Below are 19,648 nucleotides of genomic sequence, written 5' to 3' on the forward strand. Positions count from 1 at the left end.
TGCTTGCTGTTATCACAGAGGCTACGAAAAATTCATCCCAGTCGCACTGTATCGATTTTAAAGTAATTCTACTGTATCAGCAAAAAGGCTACCATTAGGTAGCCTTTTTTTGGGTAAAACAATATAAAGACAAGTCTATATTAATACCTTTACTTATGAAGAAGCAGAAGCGGTCTTATAGTGAAGCGGTAAGGTAAATATCTTGTCAAAACCCAAGGTAAAAACAAAGGTATAAACCAAGAAAAATAGCAGTAACGCCGCCTCCATCATAAAGGCTTTGATTAAACCAACGTCATACCAAATCATATATAGCGGTAAGCAAATCAATACCAAGCCGCCTTCAAACCCTAAAGCATGAGCACTGCGGATTAACAACGTGCGTTTTTTAACCTGCTTGCGCCGCTCCCACGCTTCAAAAGCCGTATTGTATAAAAAGTTCCAGATAACAGCGGCTAATGACACCATAACAGCAACGGGTAACGACTCTGCCGCATCGCCGCCGCTGAGTTTCATTAATACAAAGGTAGAAGCAATGATAGCAATAAGCTCAAAAACAGTCACATAGACGATACGACGTTTGAGTGGGGATAAAGTAATCAACCAAGACTCCAAAGCACTTGAATATAAAAAAAGTGCCTATCAAAGTATCGGTCCGTCCCGAGATAGAAAAAGATAAGTCACATACAGAGCCACGGTTTCCGCCTGCCCTTATATTATACATAAGATAACGAGAGAAACCAGTCGCAGCTTATTTTGCTGGTGGACCCCATTGATTGGTTTCAAGCTTGGTATCGCTCGCTAAAAATACCAGTAATATAATAGAGCCTATCAACGGCAAAATAGATAGCAAAAACCACCATCCTGAACGGCTGGTATCATGCAACCTGCGAATAGTCACCGCTAAGCCCGGCAAAAACAGACCAAGCGCTACAACAATATAGAATAGCCCCGTTTCTGAATTAAATATAATGGCATCTAAAATCATCGCTACAATAATCAAACCCATTTGTACCAATACAAAGTACCAATATTCTTTACGTCGAGCACGACCAGAGAAATTGGTATAATTTCTTAAAGCTTTTTTAAACCAGTCAAGGATGCCAAAGTTTGCTTCAGCACTATGATTATTAACCATTGCAGAATTCGGTAAAGGTGGCGGCGTCGTTTTATCAAGCATATTTTTATTTTCCCTAGGATTTGTCGTCAACCTTAACGGTAAAGTCGCCAACCAAAAAATTTAATCAGCCACTTTGATTATAAGCACTCAATAAAAGTTTGCAAACCGTTATTGATTTATTTTAAATTTAAAAAACCCCGCATCATCACGATACGGGGTTTCTATTTAAATAAGAATTGTAAAACTTAAAAATACTTAATTTAAGCTTTAAGCAAAATTAGGTCAACTGAGCAACGTTAATTTTGTCGGCTTCTTCCGTATAAGAATCCATACGATCGAAGTTCATGTACTGATAGACTTCCTCGCCCATGCTATCAAGCATGCCAGCGTACTGCTGGTATTCGTCGTTGGTTGGCAGTTTACCAAGTACCGCTGCGACTGCTGCAAGCTCTGCAGACGCTAGGTAAACGTCAGCACCTTGACCTAGACGGTTCGGGAAGTTACGAGTTGACGTCGAAACGGCCGTAGAGTTCGGTGCGATACGTGCCTGGTTACCCATACATAGTGAACAACCTGGCATTTCAGTACGAGCGCCGGCTTGTGCATAAATGTTGTAATACCCTTCTTCCATCAATTGACGCGCATCCATTTTCGTTGGTGGCGCAATCCATAGACGAGTCTTGAGGCTACCTGCTGGTACGTCTTGTAGCAGTTTACCCGCTGCACGGAAGTGACCGATGTTGGTCATACATGAACCAATGAATACTTCATCAATGGTATCACCAGCGACGTCAGCTAGCGTTTTAGCATCGTCTGGATCATTCGGGCAGCAAAGAATCGGCTCTTTGATGTCAGACATATTGATGGTCATGTCGATGGCGTATTCTGCATCTTCGTCAGCACGCAATAGGCTTGGGTTTGCTAGCCACTCTTGCATTTGCTCAACACGGCGGCTAATCGTACGCGCATCGCCATAGCCTTCTGAAATCATCCATTTAAGCAAGGTGATGTTTGAGTTTAGGTACTCAGTCACAGACGCTTCAGATAGAGTGATGGTACAACCAGCAGCACTACGCTCAGCTGATGCATCAGATAACTCAAACGCTTGCTCAGCAGTTAGGTCTTCTAAACCTTCGATTTCAAGAATACGACCGTTGAACTCGTTGATTTTACCTTTCTTATCAACGGTCAAATAACCTTCTTTGATGGCTTGATAAGGAATCGCATGGACCAAGTCACGTAGCGTGATACCAGGCTGACGTTCGCCAACGAAGCGTACGCGAACAGACTCAGGCATATCAAGTGGCATCACACCAGTCGCCGCGGCGAATGCAACCAAACCAGAACCGGCTGGGAACGAGATACCCATTGGGAAACGAGTATGCGAGTCACCACCAGTACCAACGGTATCTGGAAGTAGCATACGGTTCAACCATGAGTGAATGATACCATCACCAGGACGTAAGCTTACGCCGCCACGGTTCATGATAAAGTCAGGTAGTGTATGCTGAGTTTCAACGTCAACTGGCTTTGGATAAGCAGCAGTATGACAGAATGACTGCATCACTAGGTCGGCTTGGAAACCCAAACATGCTAAGTCTTTTAGCTCATCACGAGTCATAGGACCAGTGGTATCTTGCGAGCCGACCGTCGTCATTTTTGGCTCACAGTACATACCTGGACGCACGCCTTGTAGACCACAAGCTTTACCGACCATTTTTTGTGCAAGGGTAAAGCCTTTACCGGTATCAGCTGGCTCTTCTGGCTTAGCAAATACGTCTGAATGACCAAGACCCATATATTCACGAGCACGATTGGTCAAACCACGACCAACGATCAATGGAATACGGCCGCCTGCACGAACTTCGTCAAGCAATGTTGGCGAGTTTAGCGTAAAGCTTGACAATACTTCATCAGAATCATGCTTAGTGATTTTGCCTTCATACGGATAGATGTCAAACACATCGCCCATGTTTAGGTTATCAACCGCTACTTTTTCAATTGGTAACGCGCCAGAATCTTCCATGGTATTAAAGAAGATAGGAGCGATATTGTTACCCAATACTAGACCGCCACCACGTTTGTTTGGTACGTTCGGGATATCATCGCCCATTAACCAAAGGACTGAGTTGGTTGCAGATTTACGGCTAGAACCCGTACCAACCACGTCGCCGACATAAGCAAGTGGATGACCTTTTTCTTTCAAAGCTTCGATTTGCTTCATTGGACCAACAACGCCCTCTTCGTCAGCAAAGATGCCGTCGCGAGAGTTTTTGTGCATGGCTAATGAATGCAATGGAATATCTGGGCGGCTCCACGCGTCTTGCGCCGGTGACAAGTCATCAGTGTTGGTTTCGCCAGTCACTTTAAACGTTGTATAAGTGGTTTTCTTTCGTACTTCAGGGCGGCTCAAGAACCATTCAGCGTCAGCCCAAGATTGCACGACTTCTTTTGCGATGTCATTGCCAGCTTCAGCTTTTTCGGTCACGTCATTGAATGCATCAAATACCAGTAATGTCTTTTTCAACGCATCAGCAGCTTCTTGTGCGACTTCGCTGTCGTCTAATGCTGCAACTAATGGCGCAACGTTGTAACCACCTTGCATAGTGCCCAAGATTTCAACGGCTTTTTTCTTGCTGATAAGTGGTGAAGTCGCTTCGCCTTTAACGATAGCGGCTAAAAATGCAGCTTTAACATAAGCGGCTTGGTCAACACCGGCAGGAATACGGTTTTCTAACAAGTCCATTAAGAACGCATCTTCGCCCGCTGGTGGGTTTTTGAGTAGCTCAACCAATTCTGCTACCTGCTTCTCATTTAGTGGAAGTGGTACAGTTCCTAGCTCAGCACGTTCTGCGACATGTTTACGATAAGCTTCTAACACAATAGTCGTCCTCGTCGGTTGGTGACCAGTACATCACGTGAGTAGTCAGGATGACAGCCTACATCGATGTACTGCATTGAATAATTATCCGTGCAATCATAGCTCAAAACGCTCAAAATGTTAATGGCTGTGCGGCGAAAAGGCGCAGAATAAGGCCATATTGGACATTTATTATAAAAATAGTGCCATAACTAATATGATTGACGCCCTTAAATAGCAAACCTGTCGCCTTACCGCTCATTTTTGCCCTGCTCTTTTTCTGCATTGACTGCTGCATTCATTTCTGCATTCATTTCTGCATTAGTTTCTGCATAGACTGCTGCATTCATTTCTGCATTAGTTTCTGCATAGACTTCTACATTGGCGGTTAAATAAAAATGGCACGGCTGCTATACTCTTATTATCTAAACGTCTACGACTTTATAAGATATTTTTTCTAAGACAAACGCCATGAGTGAATATTAAGGATAATAGCAATATGGACAATAGTAGTATAAAAAATAGTAGTATGAAAAATAGCGAAAAAGACAATAACGCTCATTACGATAATGGTTTAAAAGTTCGTACTGAAGTGATGGGCGCAGCGCATGTTAAACGCTCGCTTGACTCAGCGACGCCATTTACCCAGCCGTTGCAAGACTGGATTATCGAACATGCTTGGGGCAGCACGTGGCAAGACGACTCTGTATTGCCGCGCAAATACCGCTCATTGATTACTATGGCGTTTTTAATTGCGCAAAAAAGTCCCGCAGAGCTAAAAGGTCATATCCGTGGGGCGATAAATAATGGTGCTAGCGTCGCTGAAATCCGAGAAGTATTGATGCATAGCCTGCCTTATTGCGGCGCACCTGCCAGCCAAGAAGCGTTTCGCGCTGCCATAGAAGTGCTAAATGACATGGACATTGATATCAATAAATAAAACTACGATAAAGGTATGCTTCGTAGTACCCTGTTATTTACGTAAGCTTTCTTATTTTTCAGAGTCTTATTATTAATAGCAGACTTTTAGTCATCGTCTTAACAAGATTGCCTAAAAAATATTGACCCGTTATCTGCTATAATAGCTGCATTCATAAAACATTCTAATAATGCCATAAACCCTTATTCTATCAAGGGTTAAGAGAACATTTGATTATGACAAACGCCGTACAAACCCACGTCCCCGCTGCCCGTGCAAAACCGAAAAAAGCCATCCAAGGCGAAAAGCTACGTGGCTACGACAAGGTAGCACGCATCCCAATTAAAGTGATTCCGACCGTCGAGGCGAAGAAAAAGCCAGATTGGATTCGGGTTAAAATGTCCTCACCTGCGGAAGTGGCGCGTATTAAAGCAACTCTGCGTGAGCAAAAGCTTTATACCGTCTGTGAAGAAGCCGCCTGCCCTAACCTGCCGCAGTGCTTTGCCGATGGTACGGCGACCTTTATGATTATGGGCGATATCTGTACCCGTCGCTGCCCGTTTTGCGATGTCGGTCATGGTCGCCCAAATGAGTTAGACAAAGACGAGCCACGCCATACCGCTGAGACCATTCAAGGTTTAGGTCTGAAATATGCGGTGATTACCTCGGTTGACCGTGATGATTTAAAAGATGGCGGTGCTGCCCATTTTGTTGAAGTATTGAATGAATCTCGCGCTTTAAGCCCAAATTGCTTGATTGAGATACTCGTGCCAGATTTCCGTGGTCGTATGGATATCGCTTTGGACTTATTGACTGAAACTGCGCCAGATGTCTTTAATCATAATATCGAAACCGTGCCTCGTTTATATAAAGCTTTCCGTCCCGGCTCTGATTATCAGCATTCGCTCGATTTGCTTAAGCTGTATAAAGAACGCCGTCCTGATATTGCCACCAAATGTGGTTTTATGGTTGGACTTGGTGAAACTGAAGAAGAGATCTATGCGCTACTTGATGATTTAAAAGCCCATAACGTTGATATGATTACCGTTGGTCAGTACTTACAACCAAGTAAAGACCATGCACCAGTCGATCGTTATGTTCATCCAGATGAGTTCCAGCGTTATATGGACTATGGCAAAAAGATTGGCTTCTTTAACATTTGGGCAGGTCCTATGGTGCGCTCAAGCTACTTTGCTGATCGTCAATACTACGGCGAAGATTGCCCAGCGCCTATCCGTAGCAAAAAAGCCTTGGCCGCAGAAGGTAAACTTGGCTGTTAAGTGAAATTTGTCATCATATTAAAGTAGGATGACGAAAAAACATAAAAAGGGCGAATAGTAGATAGTTACTATTCGCCCTTTTTAGCTTCTAAACTATCGCTTTAAATAAGGTTAAACGTTTAGAGGTAACACGGGCGTCTTACTGGTTTTTATATTTAATAACGCGATACCAAGGATGATGACACCCCCTATCAAACCTGTGATAAGCCCAGGATAAATCAGCAGTAAAGCACCAAGGGCCAGAATGATACGCGTGATTGAATTCATACTTCCTTTAAAATAACCCTCTAACGCCGCACTAAGCCCAATCACACCAACGACCGACGTTACAACGGCAATCACAATATCCATGACCGGTGGCAATGGGAACTCTTTCGCCGTGACCGCAAGACCTGTCGGGTCAATCATCAACATCGCAGGATTATAAATAAACATAAACGGGACGATAAAACCTGCTAACGCCAGCTTTAATGATAAGTAGCCTGTTTTCATCGGATCGCCGCCCGAAATACCAGCCCCAGCAAAGGCTGCCAAACAGACCGGCGGGGTAATATTGGCAAACACCCCAAAGTAAAACACAAACATATGCGCGGCTAAAATAGGCACATCAAACCCTGCTAATGCGGGCGCCGCCATCGTTGCAGTAATAATATATGCAGGAATCGATGGCAATCCCATTCCTAACACCATCGACGCTAGCATGGTCAAAATTAAGGTGAGCAATAACGACCCTGCCCCTAAAGTGACAATCGAAGAAGTCATCACCGTACCAAAGCTAGTCAAACTGACCACCCCAATAATAATACCTACGACCGCACAAGCAGCCATCACCGCTAGCGACTGACGGGCGCCGTCTTCTAGCGCACCCAAAATATCCTTAAAGCCCATGCGTGTTTCTTTACGTAGCATACTGATGACAACCGTAAAGCCAATGGTATAGGCAGCGGCATAGCCTACCGGCACATTTTGTATTAATAAATAAATTAGAAATACAATCGGCAGCAGCATATGACCGCGCGCTTTTAATACCTCTTTTACCTGTGGCAAACTTTCTTTTGCCATACCTTTTAAGTCTCGGCGACCGGCACGAAAATGTACCTGCGCGATAACGCCTAGATAATACAAGATAGCAGGTAATAATGCTGCCAAAGCAATAGTACTATACGGTAGCCCTGTGGTCTCGGCCATAATAAAGGCACTTGCGCCCATAATTGGCGGTAATATCTGACCACCAACCGACGCACTTGCCTCTACAGCGCCCGCAAAATCCTTATGGTAGCCAACCTTTTTCATCAAGGGGATGGTAAACGCGCCGGTACTGACTACGTTTGATAAGGCGGAACCATTGATACTGCCCATAAATCCGCTTGAGATGACAGCCACTTTAGCAGGGCCGCCTTTTTTATCGCCTGCCAGCGCCAATGCCAAATCATTAAATAGTTGACCCATGCCAGAACGCGCTAGAAATGCACCAAAGAGGATGAATAAAAAGATAAAGGTGACTGAGGCACCGATTGCGACCGAATATAGTCCTTCCGTTTTGAGGAATAATTGACCAAAAATATCACCCATATCATAAGGACGAGTGAGTAGCCGATCAGGCATAAAGTCCAGATGACTGACAAAGGGGTATAGCAAAAATATAGAGGCCAGTATGGGCAATATCCAACCAGTGATACGCCGACTGCCCTCAAGGACGCAGATGACGGTGATAATAGAAAGTATCACATCGACCGAATTTGCCATGCCGCCGCGACTGGTGACAATATCTTGGTACTCGTATATCAGATAGGTCATGCCAGATAAAGACAACAGAAACCAAATCCAGTCATACCATGCTACCCGCTTACGACTGCTTTTTTTACTGGCAGGAAAGATTAAAAAAATCAACGCAAAGCCAACGCCCACATGCACGGAGCGCTGCAATAGTGACGGCATGGGGTTAAAGGTAATATATAAATGAAAAAGGGAATATAAGATGCAGATGGCAGCGATAATATACTTCACTGGGCCTTGGGTAATATGACGCGTGATAGACTCGCGATCATATTTTTCTAATATCGCTTGCGTCACACTAGGATCAACGTTGTCGTAATCTTCAGTCTCTACATGCGCATTTGTCTGCTGTGCCAATATCGCATTTTCATTAGCATTCACATCATCGTTAGAATTTGCATCATCGTTATAAATAGGAGTCCCGCTATTGTGATCCATCACTTGGGAGTTCATGACAAAAATCCTTATTAAATCTATCGATTAGACTGTAAGCCTTGGGCGTAATAGTTACTTCTGAATAATCTGGTACCAATTGGTGAATCAAAATACGCTGACCGGCATAATCAATTTCGCCTTGCGTTAATCTTGATACCACCCAATTAAGATGGGGAAACCTTTGGTTGATTTGATAGCCGACGTAGCCATCCTTTTTGATAGGAGCAACGTTTTCGGTAGACGGCGTACCGGCACCAAATGCTTGAAAATAGGTATTGGTTAGTAGTAAACCCTCCGCTTCACGAAGATACTGCTCTTCCCACCACTGTTTTTCTACTGAATGAATCCAGCGTAATTGAAAGTCAGGCTCAACAAAATAACATACCAAGCTATCGCTATCAGTAACGCCCGCTACCCGTATTTCAATGACAGATTGGCGGCTAAAAATCGCCCATATTATCAATAAAACCAACGCAGCCATCGCTGCTGCGCCAGCTATCCACCATAAAGGTTTATTTGGCTGCTTGCTCATCATAGTATTTTTTGGCACCAGGATGAATAGGAGCTACCATACCGACTTGAGCGGTCTCTAAACTGATATCTTTAGCCGCTTGGTGAGCGTTTTTCAAGCCCTCTAAGTTTTCAAATAACGCTTTGGTCAACTTATAGCCATCATCCTCAGAGATATCAGAACGCACCAATAAGGCATTCATGACGGCTGTGGTTGGAATAGCAGCAGCATTACCATAGGTACCGGCAGGAATCTCAAAAGTCTTAAAGTAAGGCTTGGTTTCGATAATTTTTTTGAGCTTATCTTGATTGATGGTGACCAGCTGCAATTTGATGCCTTGCTCTAACTCTAATAATGAAGAGTTCGGTAAGCCACTACTAAAAAACGCCGCTTCAATTTTACCCGCTTTCATCGCATCGGCTGCATCGGCAAAGCCTAAATAGTCGACTTTGACATCATCATAAGTGATACCAAAACCTTCTAACAGGGTGCGAGCATTGACCTCTGTACCAGAGCCTTGATCGCCAACTGCAATACGCTTACCTTTTAAATCTTCAATATTTTTAATACCAGACTTCTCTGAGGCAACCACTTGAATGACGTTAGGATAAAGCACGGCAATTTGCTGGATATTGGTGATAGGCGCTGCCTTAAAGTCATTTTTGCCTTCTACCGCATCAGTGACCACATCACTAAGCGCCAGCACCATATCTACTTTACCTTGGGTCAATAGATTGACGTTTTCTACTGACGCCCCTGTCGTTTGGGTTTTTGCGTTAACACCAAAGGTTTTAGCATAAATCTCTGCTAAAGACGTTCCAATAATATTATAAGGACCGGAGGCGCCCCCTGTAGCAATGGTGACGAATTTGGTTTCGAGCTTGTCGCTTGCTGTGGCGGCAGTATCTGTAGAAGTGTCGGTAGTAGTAGCACTGTCAGTAGCGGCATTATCAGCAGGCGCTTTGTCTGAACAAGCAACCAGAGTCATACTGGCTGCAATCATAGCGGCTAATAGAGGCATCTTATAAATAGACTTCATTATTTTCTTCCTTGATAAAATAAAGCAAAATGGGTTTATAAAAAAACTTGAATGCAAGGTTCTTAAATACACGATTCTTGGACACAAGGTTCTTAAATACATGGTTCTTAAATACAAAATTGTGGTAGCAACTCATTCTTGTTGACTACCAACCTCAGTCTATGACGCTGACCTTCGCTATAAATACAGGAGTTAAGCGTTCCATAACCTAGGGCCTCCTCAATTAAAACATGGCATGTCATATATTGCTACGATGTTTTAATAGATGCGAGTGCTTATGTTCAAAAAACAGCCAGTGATATGGTTCTCTATATTTAATGAGCTAAGCAATATATCGCAAATCACAATACAAATCACAATCTAAGCTACGCCTTGTACCAAAGCTATGGTTAACCATAAATAAGAACGTTTTTTGTCACGTGCTGCTGGTATAGATTTTACTGGCGTGCTGTGTCTACGCTAACAGAGACTGCGCATAATTAACCCCAGCAGCACTGTACCGTTTTCAAAGTATTTTAACTATATATCAACAGCCGAAACCATATCTATAGTTTCGCTATGCGATACTAAGTTTCATATTATAAATGATTTAAACAAATTTTGACGGGGTTGTAAACCTTTATCCGCGCTGCTCTTCATAAAAATGCGCCAAGCTATTTTTATTAACATCATATTTTATTAAAAAATATATCAATAGCACTTTTCTTATAACCCTACTGCTAGCCATTTATTTACTTCGTTAATGCCTCTTATATAACCGCCCTTTAGCAGAATAACGACACCTAAATTAGACAATATTTTTTATTGCATACTCATTTTTTTGAAGGCGAAATCCATCTCTATTATGCTACAGTGCAAACGCTGTATTCGCTCTATAGCTAAGCAATACAATAAGCAACTGAAAATAGCGCTTAGAGCATACGACCGCCAATAATACTGAACAACCTTATAGGAAAATTTATGAAAAAATTACTTACTTCAACCATGATGCTGGCCACATTTGCGCTAGCTGGCTGTGCCACAACCGATGTCAATTCCAATGCCGGTACGGCAATTGGCACGGCAAACGAGATTGGTATGAATGTCTTTAAAGCCGCCATTGACAATCAATGCCGTAGCCAAATTGAAAAACAAAACGCATGGCGCATTGCGAGTGTCGCGATGACTGACGCCCAAGAGGAAGAAGTAAAAGGGAGAGTTTGTGGCTGCGTCAGTGAGCAAGCACCGCAGCAAGTGACTATCGTCGAGCTCGGCAATGCTGCAATAGATGCCAGCTATCGCACACAGCTGGTCGCTAGAGTGGTGGCAAAATCGCTGCAAAGTTGCTACGGCAGCATCGTCAAATAAGTAACTGATAAAGTTACCGATTGCGAGCGTTTATTTTAACGAAATAGGCTGGGTTAATGATTGCTTAACCCAGCCTATTCATATAGATTATTTACTATCATTAAGGATAAATGGAATTTATCTGTAATTTATATCAAGGATGACTCATGAAAAGACGTGCATTTATAAAACTGGGTGGTCAGGTAACAGTAGCCGGAACGGTACTGACGCAGCTGAGCGCTTGTTCGTCAGATGACGATAACGTCAAGCCGCCAAATCAGCTTGATGATTTAGATGACTTAGGCTATCAAGGGGCAGCGCCATTTGTGCATGGTATTGCCAGTGGCGACCCGCTACATGATCGCGTGATACTGTGGACACGGATTACCAACGACGGTAGTATTGAGGCCTCTAGTATCCCTGTTGCTTATACGATTGCAACAGACCCAGCGCTTAAAAACATCGTCGCTCAAGGGCGAGCAAAAGCCAGCGCCGCATCTGATTTTACCGTAAAAGTTGACCCTAAGAATCTCAAACCCAATACCACTTATTACTATGGCTTTGAAGCATTAGGCTATCTCTCCCCTATCGGTCGTACACGTACCATACCGCACCCAGACCTGCCAGCGAGTGAAGTTGATCGCGTGCGCTTGGCAGTGGTTTCCTGCTCGAACTATGGCTTTGGTTACTTTAACGGCTATGCCAATATCGCCAAGCAAGCCGACATATCTGCCGTTATACATTTAGGCGATTATATCTATGAGTACCCCGAAGGCTTTTATCGTGATCAGTCACTGATGGAAGAACGCCCGCTGTTTCCTAAAAACGAAATCATTAGTTTAGATGATTATCGCCGTCGCTATGCTTGCTACCGTACCGATATTGATTTACAAGAATGTCATCGCCAACATCCCTTTATCGCTGTTTGGGATGACCATGAGATAGCAGATAATTCATGGAAGGGTGGCGCCCGCTTCCACACCGATAGCAAAGGCAGTTATTTAGAACGTAAAATGTCCGCCGTACGTGCCTATCATGAGTGGATGCCCATTCGCGATGACAGCAGTAACGAGCTGGACAGCCAATTACGCATCTATAGACGTTTTGAGTTTGGCAAATTGTTTGATTTAAATATGCTAGATACGCGCATATTTGGCCGTGAAAAACTTGATGCGACAGCCAGTAATGAGCCTGAACGTCAACTGTTAGGGCTTGAGCAAGAAAACTGGCTATATTTAAAGATGCTAGAGGGCAAACGCCGGCAAGCAACGTGGCAAATCCTTGGACAGCAAGTCATTTTAGCGCCTTTTAAAGGTTCTTCTGCGACCAATTCTGGCGATATTTGGAATGGCTATGCCAGCGCGCGGACGCGTTTATTAGACTTTATCGAAGAAAATGCCATCGATAATACGGTGGTCTTAACCGGTGACTATCATGCCTCATTTGCGTTTGATGTCTGTCAAAATCCTTTTGATGCCAATAGCTACAATCCAGCGACTGGCAAAGGCTCCGTTGCAGTCGAATTTATCTGCCCTGCCCTGACCTCTTTAGCCTTTCCAGAAAGTGGCGCAGGAGTAGAAGAAAATCCACATCAAAAATTCAATAACCAAACCGACCATGGTTATATGTTATTGGACATCAACGAGCAGGCTTTGCAATGCGAGTGGTATTATACCGAGACGTTAAAAAAGCGTGATGACCGCTGTCGTTATGCCAAAGGGCTGGTAACCCAAGCAAGTAGCAATCATTTAGTTGAAGGGGGTCAATCGCGCCCTATTACTAAAACGGCTGCTTTAGCCAGTAAAGACACCTCTATGGCGATGAAAAAAACAGCCTCGCTAAGCGCTGGTTAAAATAGAAGCGAGATAGATCTGCCATTTAAAATAATAATGGCTCATAGTAAGGGCGTGTACTAAAAAAACACCTAATAAAGAAAATTCCCAATAAAAAGGGCGCGTTATATGCATATAACGCGCCCTTTTTATAAAAGCCTAACTGAATATATTTTACTTACCATTTATAAAGCCATAATTCTAAATAGCCGTTAAACAGCCACTAAATTAAAAGGCGCTATCCTCTTTAATAATGGTTGACGTTGGCAGTTGCGGCGTCTTTATAGGCAACACTCTATGATGAAAGTATTTGGATTTTCCGTCTAGGACTTTATTCACCGCTTTAACCAAATCACGAATAATGTCATCGTATATCCCATGACTTAACTCCTTTTCAAACGGCGTATAAGGGTGCTTACGCGCCGCTGAACTGACTTCCGTCACCCCTTGCTTAGTATAAAAAATATCAACGCGACCATCACTATTTAACACACAATTTAATTTACCACCTTCGAGTGCCATCTCTATGCGCTCAGGCATAAATATATAATCATCTACATCAATAAGCTTTTTTTCTACCTCGCGCTTTAACAACGCTTTTATATCGAACATTTCTATATCCCTAGCATTTACAAAATTATAATTATGATGAAGTATCCATTAGCAGACCTAGTTTTTTAACTTTCACCAGCCTTTAGTTATTGGTTAATTGGCTTTTAGTTACTGGTCTTTTAGCCAATTGGCTAATAGGTCATGCTTTGTTTACTTAGACTATAAGAGGTAGGGCTATTTTTTAAGACCGGATATGTAAAGCTGCGTTTGCTGTTGGTAAAAAATGCTGCTCATACTATAGTCAGTTGAAAATAAAACTGTTATATAAATTTAAACGCGCTACTGGTATAAATTTTACTTGCGTGCTGCGTTCCCAGAGGCTGCGCAACCTACATTTAAAGACAGCATCCCAGTAGCGCTATGTTCTTTTTAGAGTGAATCGACTATAGCGACAGGATATAAAATTCATTAGAAAAAAACAAAATTAGAGAAAAACAAAATTAGAAAAATAAAAAAGGAAAGCTGCCGTCTAAGCCGCTTTCCTTTTTGGTGAATTAAAACATACGATTTAGCTTACTCAGACCCAACCTTGCTTCCGAAACAATTGCAACGTGTCAATAACGACCGTCATCTCTTCGGGTGTCCCAAGAGTAATACGGTTGAAACCTGGGATAGAAGGAAACTCACGACCGACCGCGATGCCATGCTCTTTCATTCTATCTATGTATGTTTGCACGTCACCCTTTACTTCATAAAACATAAAATTGGTCTGCGAGGGCAAATAACGCAGTCCTAGCTCATCGAGCGCCGTCTCCATCATTTGCCTTGCTTGATTGGTGGTTTGCAAACTGTGCGCCAAAAACGCCTCATCTTCGAGCGTTGCGATTGCAGCAACCGCACCTGATACATTGATATTATCCGTAGACATTAAAGACCCAATCTCTGCAATAATCTGCGGATGTCCAATCGCGTAGCCGACGCGCAAACCTGCAAGGCCAAATAGCTTTGAGAAGGTACGAACGACAATTAGGTTATCTGATAGCCCTTGCTTTATCCACTCAACGCCGCTCTCAAAACTTGGGTCTGTGACATACCCAAAGTAGGCTTCATCCAATAAGAAATAGTGGTTTTTTGGTGCATTTTTTATCCAAGCTTTGAGCGTATCTGTCGCGGTAATGATGGCCGTTGGATTATTAGGATTGCACAGATAAAACAGGCTCATACCGTCAAATTCAGCCGCAGCTTTTTGTAGGTTGTCGAAATCTAAATCATAGTTATCGCGAGTTAATGGTACTTTGACCACTGGCACGCCTAGAGAGTGTGCATACAACTCTGCACAGCCAAAGGTTGGGTCTGGAATGACTAGCTGAAACCCTTTATCTGTTTTCAAGGCTTTGTCATACAGCATTTGCACGACAGCCCTGATACTCTCGATTGAACCATTGCCCAATAAGACCTGCTTTTCAGGTACGCCGTTGATTTCGGCTACTTTGCTCAGCAGTTGAGCGCGCGGCTTATCGGGATAACGAGCAGCACCACCTAAAGCATTGAGGATGGCTTCTTTGGCAGAGTCTGACATGCCTAAGGAGTTTTCATTGAAGTCTAATCTGAGTAATTCATTGGTTTTACTTTCATTGGTTTTACTTTCATTGGTTTTACTTTCATTGGTTTTACTTTCATTGGTTTTACTTTCATTGGTTTTACTTTCATTGGTTTTATTATGGGTACTGGTATGCATGGTAGATAGTCCGCCTAAGTCGTCCGTGAGTAATAAAGCGCATGCAGCTGCTTAATATCATCTTAAGTGGCATTTGGTATAATTACAAGTTATCTAACGGCAAATTATTAGTTATCAATATATACAGGTAAAAGCCTTCTTGATTTAAGTGTTAAATACAAAAAGGTGAGCTGCAACCTATGCAACTCACCTTCTCTACGTTTATATTCAGTCGGAATGAACCTGTTAGATTAAATGCGCTTTTAACTCCAAAACTTTATCACGCGTTTTTGCCGCTTCTTCAAATTTTAAATCCCGTGACATTTGCTGCATTTGCTTCTCTAAACGCTTAATTTCTTTGGCGAGCAAATCAGGGCTACGTAAAATACTGATATCGACATCAGGCAGATTGCTCTTGATAGGAATCACCTGATTATCATTGGCATTCTGATCTTCGCCCGTATCAATTTTATCGGTGATACTACGGCGCGCACCTTTTGGCGTAATGTTATGCTCAAGGTTAAAGGCGACTTGTTTTTCGCGGCGACGGTCGGTTTCTTCAATCGCACGCTCCATACTGGGTGTGATGCGATCAGCGTAGAGAATGGCCTTGCCATTAATATGACGCGCCGCACGACCGATAGTCTGAATCAGCGCACGCTCAGAACGCAAAAAGCCTTCTTTATCCGCATCAAATATCGCCACTAACGACACCTCTGGCATATCAAGCCCTTCACGCAAGAGGTTAATACCAACCAGCACATCATGCACGCCAGTACGCAGCTCATGAATAATCTGCATACGCTCAACCGTATCAATATCCGAGTGCAAATAAGCGACTTTGACATCGTACTCTTTTAGATAACTGGTCAAATCTTCTGACATACGCTTGGTCAAAGTGGTAATCAATACGCGCTCGTCTTTTTCGCGGCGTTTGGTAATCTCTGATAGCACATCATCAACTTGGGTCAATACCGGACGAATCTCAATCTCAGGGTCAATCAAACCGGTTGGACGCACGACTTGCTCAACCACCTGCTCGCTATGCTCAAGCTCATATTGTGCCGGCGTGGCACTGACATAAATGGTTTTGGGCTTAATACGTTCCCACTCTTCAAACTTCATCGGGCGGTTGTTCATCGCACTTGGTAAACGGAAACCGTAATTGACAAGATTTTCTTTACGCGACCTATCACCTTTATACATCGCACCGATTTGCGATACCGTCACATGCGACTCATCGAGAAACAACAATGCATCTTCTGGAATATAATCAAACAACGTCGGCGGCGCTTCCCCCGATGGACGACCAGAGAGATGCTGCGAGTAGTTTTCGATACCGTTACAGTAGCCAAGCTGCTGAATCATCTCAAGATCATACTGGGTACGCTCTTTCAGACGCTGCGCTTCAACCAACTTATTATTTTCACGGAAATACTCAAGACGCGGCTCAAGCTCGGCGCGAATCGTATGGCTGGCCGCTTCCAATTTATTACGCGGGGTCACATAATGCGATTTTGGATAAATGGTAATACGCGGCACGCTACGCACAGTTTTGCCCGTTAAAGGGTCAAACCAAGTGATTTTCTCCACTTCATCATCAAACAAATGCACACGTACCGCCAGCTGCTCAGACTCAGCAGGATAGATATCCAACAGCTCACCGCGCAAGCGATATGTACCACGCCCAAAGTCCAGCTCGTTACGCGTATATTGCATTTCAACCAAGCGCTTAATAGTAGCAGTACGATCGATTTTATCGCCCACCACCACATGCAGCAGCATTTTGAGATAACTTTCCGGGTCACCCAAGCCATAGATGCACGATACCGACGCGACGATAATCGCATCACGACGCTCTAATAAAGCACGCGTGGCTGACAGACGCATTTGGTCAATATGGTCGTTAATGGCGCTGTCTTTTTCGATAAAGGTATCACTAGCGGCGACATAAGCTTCTGGCTGATAATAGTCATAATAGCTGACAAAATACTCGACCGCATTGTTCGGAAAGAACGCTTTAAACTCACCATAAAGCTGAGCGGCAAGGGTTTTATTGTGTGCCATAATAATGGTTGGACGTTGGCATTCCGAGATGACCTTTGCCATGGTATACGTCTTACCAGAACCCGTCACACCGAGTAATAGCTGCTCATCCATGCCAGAATTAATACCCTTGACTAACTTTTCAATCGCTTGCGGTTGGTCGCCTGCTGGCTCAAATTCGGTGACCATCTCAAAGGCGCGGCTCGATATTTGCGTCCCAGACGCATTGACACCACTAATTTCAGCTTCACCTTGGAGCTGAGTGGCCAATTGGTTTAACTGACGCGACGAGCGCGGTTCAGGCATTCGCATAATTGTTTTCTTCCTGATTTTTATAAAAGGTTATAATAGTTATAAAAGGTTATAAGAGCTTAGGTTTATAACAATATGGGGTCTAAACTACAGTTTTTAAAGGATAATATCTGGGTTTATCCTCTAACGGCAATGCTATCTAAAAGCCAAAGTAAAAGGTCAAGTCAGCCCAGTGTAAATAAGCAAATAACGTCCAAGACAGAAGCATTAGGCTGAGTATTTCTAGAATACTGCCTGCACTATAAGTATGCTTTATTTATAAAAAACGCACAGAGCGACGGCTAAATTTACAAAGCTTTTCACGATTAACAAACTCATTACACGACCACTCAATAAAGCCTAACGCGCAAGGGTTCTATAGCGAATTAAAGCTGCTATCATCGATACTGAATTAAATAAGTAGCAACACGATTAGTAAATATTGAATTGGCTAGTCAGCATTTAATGAATAGCCATTTAGAAAAATATTAATAACAATTTATTCATTAACGGCTTATTCACTAACGATATAAATTCAGTAAAATAATACAATGGAGAAAAACATGAGAGAACGTTACGCAAGTGGTATCGATGACAAAACAGCTAAAAAAATGGTCGATTTATTAAATGCCAATTTGGCAAATTTGATTGACCTAAGTATGGATAGCAAACAGTGCCATTGGAACTTGCAAGGTACTGGCTTTATCGGGGTGCATCAGCTATTAGATGACACTTATGAGCGCCTAACAGAAGCTTATGATACGGTTGCTGAACGCATTGTTATCCTTGGTGGTAAAGCCAATGGTATCTCTAAGCGTGTCGTTGAGGACTCTATTTTAGAGACTTACCCGACTGATATTACAGCAGTGGATGAGCATGTGCGCGAGCTTACCAACCGCTATAAAACCATTGCCGCTTCATTGCGCGAAGGGATTGATGTTGCTAGCGATGCGGGCGATGAAGATACCGCCGACTTATTGACTGAAGTTAGCCGTATTGTCGATAAAGATGCTTGGTTTATCGGTGCCAACGCGCCAAAGAAATAAACATTTTATAGAAAAATGAAATATTATAATAAGTTATAAAAAGGTCACTTTGAGAGTGACCTTTTTTATGTGTGCTAGTTTTATACAGTCATTTGATATAAAAGCGGTACGTTTAACTCAGATTTGAAAATAACAGATTTAAAAAATACCTTTAATTATTTGCTTCATTTGCGGCAACAGCTCACCTAGTTGTGCTTCGGTTGCACTGGTATCTTCAGGCAATGATTGCTGTAAAAAGGCAGCGGTAATTTGTGGTTGCTTGGCAAGGATACTTTGACCCATTTCAGTGTCGTAAAATTTAATTTGGGCATCAACTTCCGCTTGCGTATAGTAAGTCTTCGCTGCGCTGATATAAGCTTGGGTCAAGGTTTGCGCGTCTGTCGCATCGCCTATTCCATTACTCATAATTTTCGCATATTGACCTAAAACACTTTGGATTTGCTCTTGTAGCTGACGTTGACGCTTGTTTAACGACTTATCATTTATCTGCTGGCTACCCTTTTGGACCTGATTTTGCGTTTGCATATTGATGGCATCGATAGCCGCCTGTTGGCCGTTGACGATAGATTGGATTTGCTCGTCAATATGCATCACTTGCATCAATTTAATGATAGATACATCGGTCGGTGCTTGTTTATTATTATGCTGATTGGCAATCTTATTGACGTCCTTATTAACTGTATTGGGCTCGCTATGGATAATCAATTCTGCATTGGCATTTACGATAGGAGCTGACATCAGCGTTACTACAACCAAGCTAAGTAACGGATTTATAATGGTAGTACGCTGGCGTGATTTTTTTATCGTAGCGTTATTAAAACGTTTCATATTAAGCTCTCATTATTATAGTTTTCGGTATTATATTTTTTAAATATTATGGCTATCAGTTTTCAATTATTAA

The 19,648-nt window shown here is 42.9% G+C and carries 15 protein-coding genes; 5 read left to right on the forward strand and 10 right to left on the reverse strand.

The features are described from left to right. Positions 1 to 153: 153 nt before the first annotated feature. The 3 genes from ACP7AA_RS10255 to acnB form a co-directional block, all read right to left on the reverse strand. Positions 154 to 600 (reverse strand): PACE efflux transporter, encoded by a 447-nt coding sequence (locus ACP7AA_RS10255; RefSeq protein WP_426223504.1) that lies wholly within the window; start codon positions 598 to 600, stop codon positions 154 to 156. Positions 601 to 748: 148 nt separating this feature from the next. Then, positions 749 to 1,177, reverse strand: a complete 429-nt coding sequence (locus ACP7AA_RS10260) for a DUF805 domain-containing protein (protein ID WP_201563017.1) — start codon at positions 1,175 to 1,177, stop codon at positions 749 to 751. Positions 1,178 to 1,394: 217 nt separating this feature from the next. Next, positions 1,395 to 3,998: a bifunctional aconitate hydratase 2/2-methylisocitrate dehydratase gene (gene acnB, locus ACP7AA_RS10265; RefSeq protein WP_426223505.1), complete on the reverse strand. Its 2,604-nt coding sequence runs from the start codon at positions 3,996 to 3,998 to the stop codon at positions 1,395 to 1,397. 508 nt (positions 3,999 to 4,506) lie between these two features. On the opposite strand from acnB, the gene ACP7AA_RS10270 reads away from it, so the two are divergent. Further along, complete coding sequence (locus tag ACP7AA_RS10270; protein ID WP_201563056.1) at positions 4,507 to 4,917, forward strand: carboxymuconolactone decarboxylase family protein; 411 nt, start codon at positions 4,507 to 4,509, stop codon at positions 4,915 to 4,917. 215 nt (positions 4,918 to 5,132) lie between these two features. Then, on the forward strand, positions 5,133 to 6,176 hold the full coding sequence (lipA, locus tag ACP7AA_RS10275; protein WP_201618789.1) for a lipoyl synthase: 1,044 nt from the start codon (positions 5,133 to 5,135) through the stop codon (positions 6,174 to 6,176). A gap of 111 nt (positions 6,177 to 6,287) precedes the next feature. Here lipA and ACP7AA_RS10280 read toward each other — a convergent pair whose 3' ends face one another. From ACP7AA_RS10280 to ACP7AA_RS10290, 3 genes are read right to left on the reverse strand one after another with little or no spacing between them, the layout of a single operon-like run. Continuing rightward, positions 6,288 to 8,405, reverse strand: a complete 2,118-nt coding sequence (locus ACP7AA_RS10280; RefSeq protein WP_426223506.1) for a TRAP transporter permease — start codon at positions 8,403 to 8,405, stop codon at positions 6,288 to 6,290. Then, positions 8,377 to 8,919 (reverse strand): DUF1850 domain-containing protein, encoded by a 543-nt coding sequence (locus ACP7AA_RS10285; protein ID WP_426223507.1) that lies wholly within the window; start codon positions 8,917 to 8,919, stop codon positions 8,377 to 8,379. The genes ACP7AA_RS10280 and ACP7AA_RS10285 overlap by 29 nt, the downstream gene beginning before the upstream one ends. Continuing rightward, entirely contained in the window at positions 8,900 to 9,937 is a 1,038-nt protein-coding gene (locus ACP7AA_RS10290; RefSeq protein WP_426223508.1) for a TAXI family TRAP transporter solute-binding subunit, read from the reverse strand. Before ACP7AA_RS10290 ends, ACP7AA_RS10285 begins: the two co-directional genes overlap by 20 nt. 960 nt (positions 9,938 to 10,897) lie before the next feature. Between ACP7AA_RS10290 and ACP7AA_RS10295 the strand changes: the two genes are divergently transcribed. Together ACP7AA_RS10295 and ACP7AA_RS10300 are read left to right on the forward strand one after the other, a co-directional pair. Next, complete coding sequence (locus ACP7AA_RS10295; RefSeq protein WP_201563005.1) at positions 10,898 to 11,284, forward strand: hypothetical protein; 387 nt, start codon at positions 10,898 to 10,900, stop codon at positions 11,282 to 11,284. Between the two features lie 146 nt (positions 11,285 to 11,430). Further along, entirely contained in the window at positions 11,431 to 13,116 is a 1,686-nt protein-coding gene (locus tag ACP7AA_RS10300; protein WP_426223509.1) for an alkaline phosphatase D family protein, read from the forward strand. 207 nt (positions 13,117 to 13,323) lie between these two features. Here the strand turns inward: ACP7AA_RS10300 and ACP7AA_RS10305 are convergent, their stop codons facing one another. From ACP7AA_RS10305 to uvrB, 3 genes are all read right to left on the reverse strand, one after another. Further along, positions 13,324 to 13,707: a hypothetical protein gene (locus ACP7AA_RS10305; protein ID WP_426223510.1), complete on the reverse strand. Its 384-nt coding sequence runs from the start codon at positions 13,705 to 13,707 to the stop codon at positions 13,324 to 13,326. Between the two features lie 517 nt (positions 13,708 to 14,224). Next, the gene (locus ACP7AA_RS10310; protein WP_426223511.1) at positions 14,225 to 15,385 is read right to left on the reverse strand and encodes a pyridoxal phosphate-dependent aminotransferase; all 1,161 of its coding nucleotides are present in this window, start codon (positions 15,383 to 15,385) and stop codon (positions 14,225 to 14,227) included. 225 nt (positions 15,386 to 15,610) lie between these two features. After that, complete coding sequence (gene uvrB, locus ACP7AA_RS10315; RefSeq protein ID WP_201562790.1) at positions 15,611 to 17,722, reverse strand: excinuclease ABC subunit UvrB; 2,112 nt, start codon at positions 17,720 to 17,722, stop codon at positions 15,611 to 15,613. A gap of 542 nt (positions 17,723 to 18,264) precedes the next feature. Between uvrB and dps the strand changes: the two genes are divergently transcribed. Then, the gene (gene dps, locus ACP7AA_RS10320) at positions 18,265 to 18,747 is read left to right on the forward strand and encodes a DNA starvation/stationary phase protection protein Dps (RefSeq protein WP_193031191.1); all 483 of its coding nucleotides are present in this window, start codon (positions 18,265 to 18,267) and stop codon (positions 18,745 to 18,747) included. A 138-nt stretch (positions 18,748 to 18,885) separates the two neighbouring features. Here dps and ACP7AA_RS10325 read toward each other — a convergent pair whose 3' ends face one another. Beyond that, positions 18,886 to 19,575, reverse strand: coding sequence for a DUF2059 domain-containing protein (locus tag ACP7AA_RS10325; RefSeq protein WP_426223512.1), 690 nt, complete (start codon positions 19,573 to 19,575; stop codon positions 18,886 to 18,888). Between the last annotated feature and the right edge of the window lie 73 nt (positions 19,576 to 19,648).

The organism is Psychrobacter sp. DWR1-2-3 (genome assembly GCF_049896465.1).
In the GTDB taxonomy this organism is placed as follows: Bacteria; Pseudomonadota; Gammaproteobacteria; order Pseudomonadales; family Moraxellaceae; genus Psychrobacter; species Psychrobacter maritimus.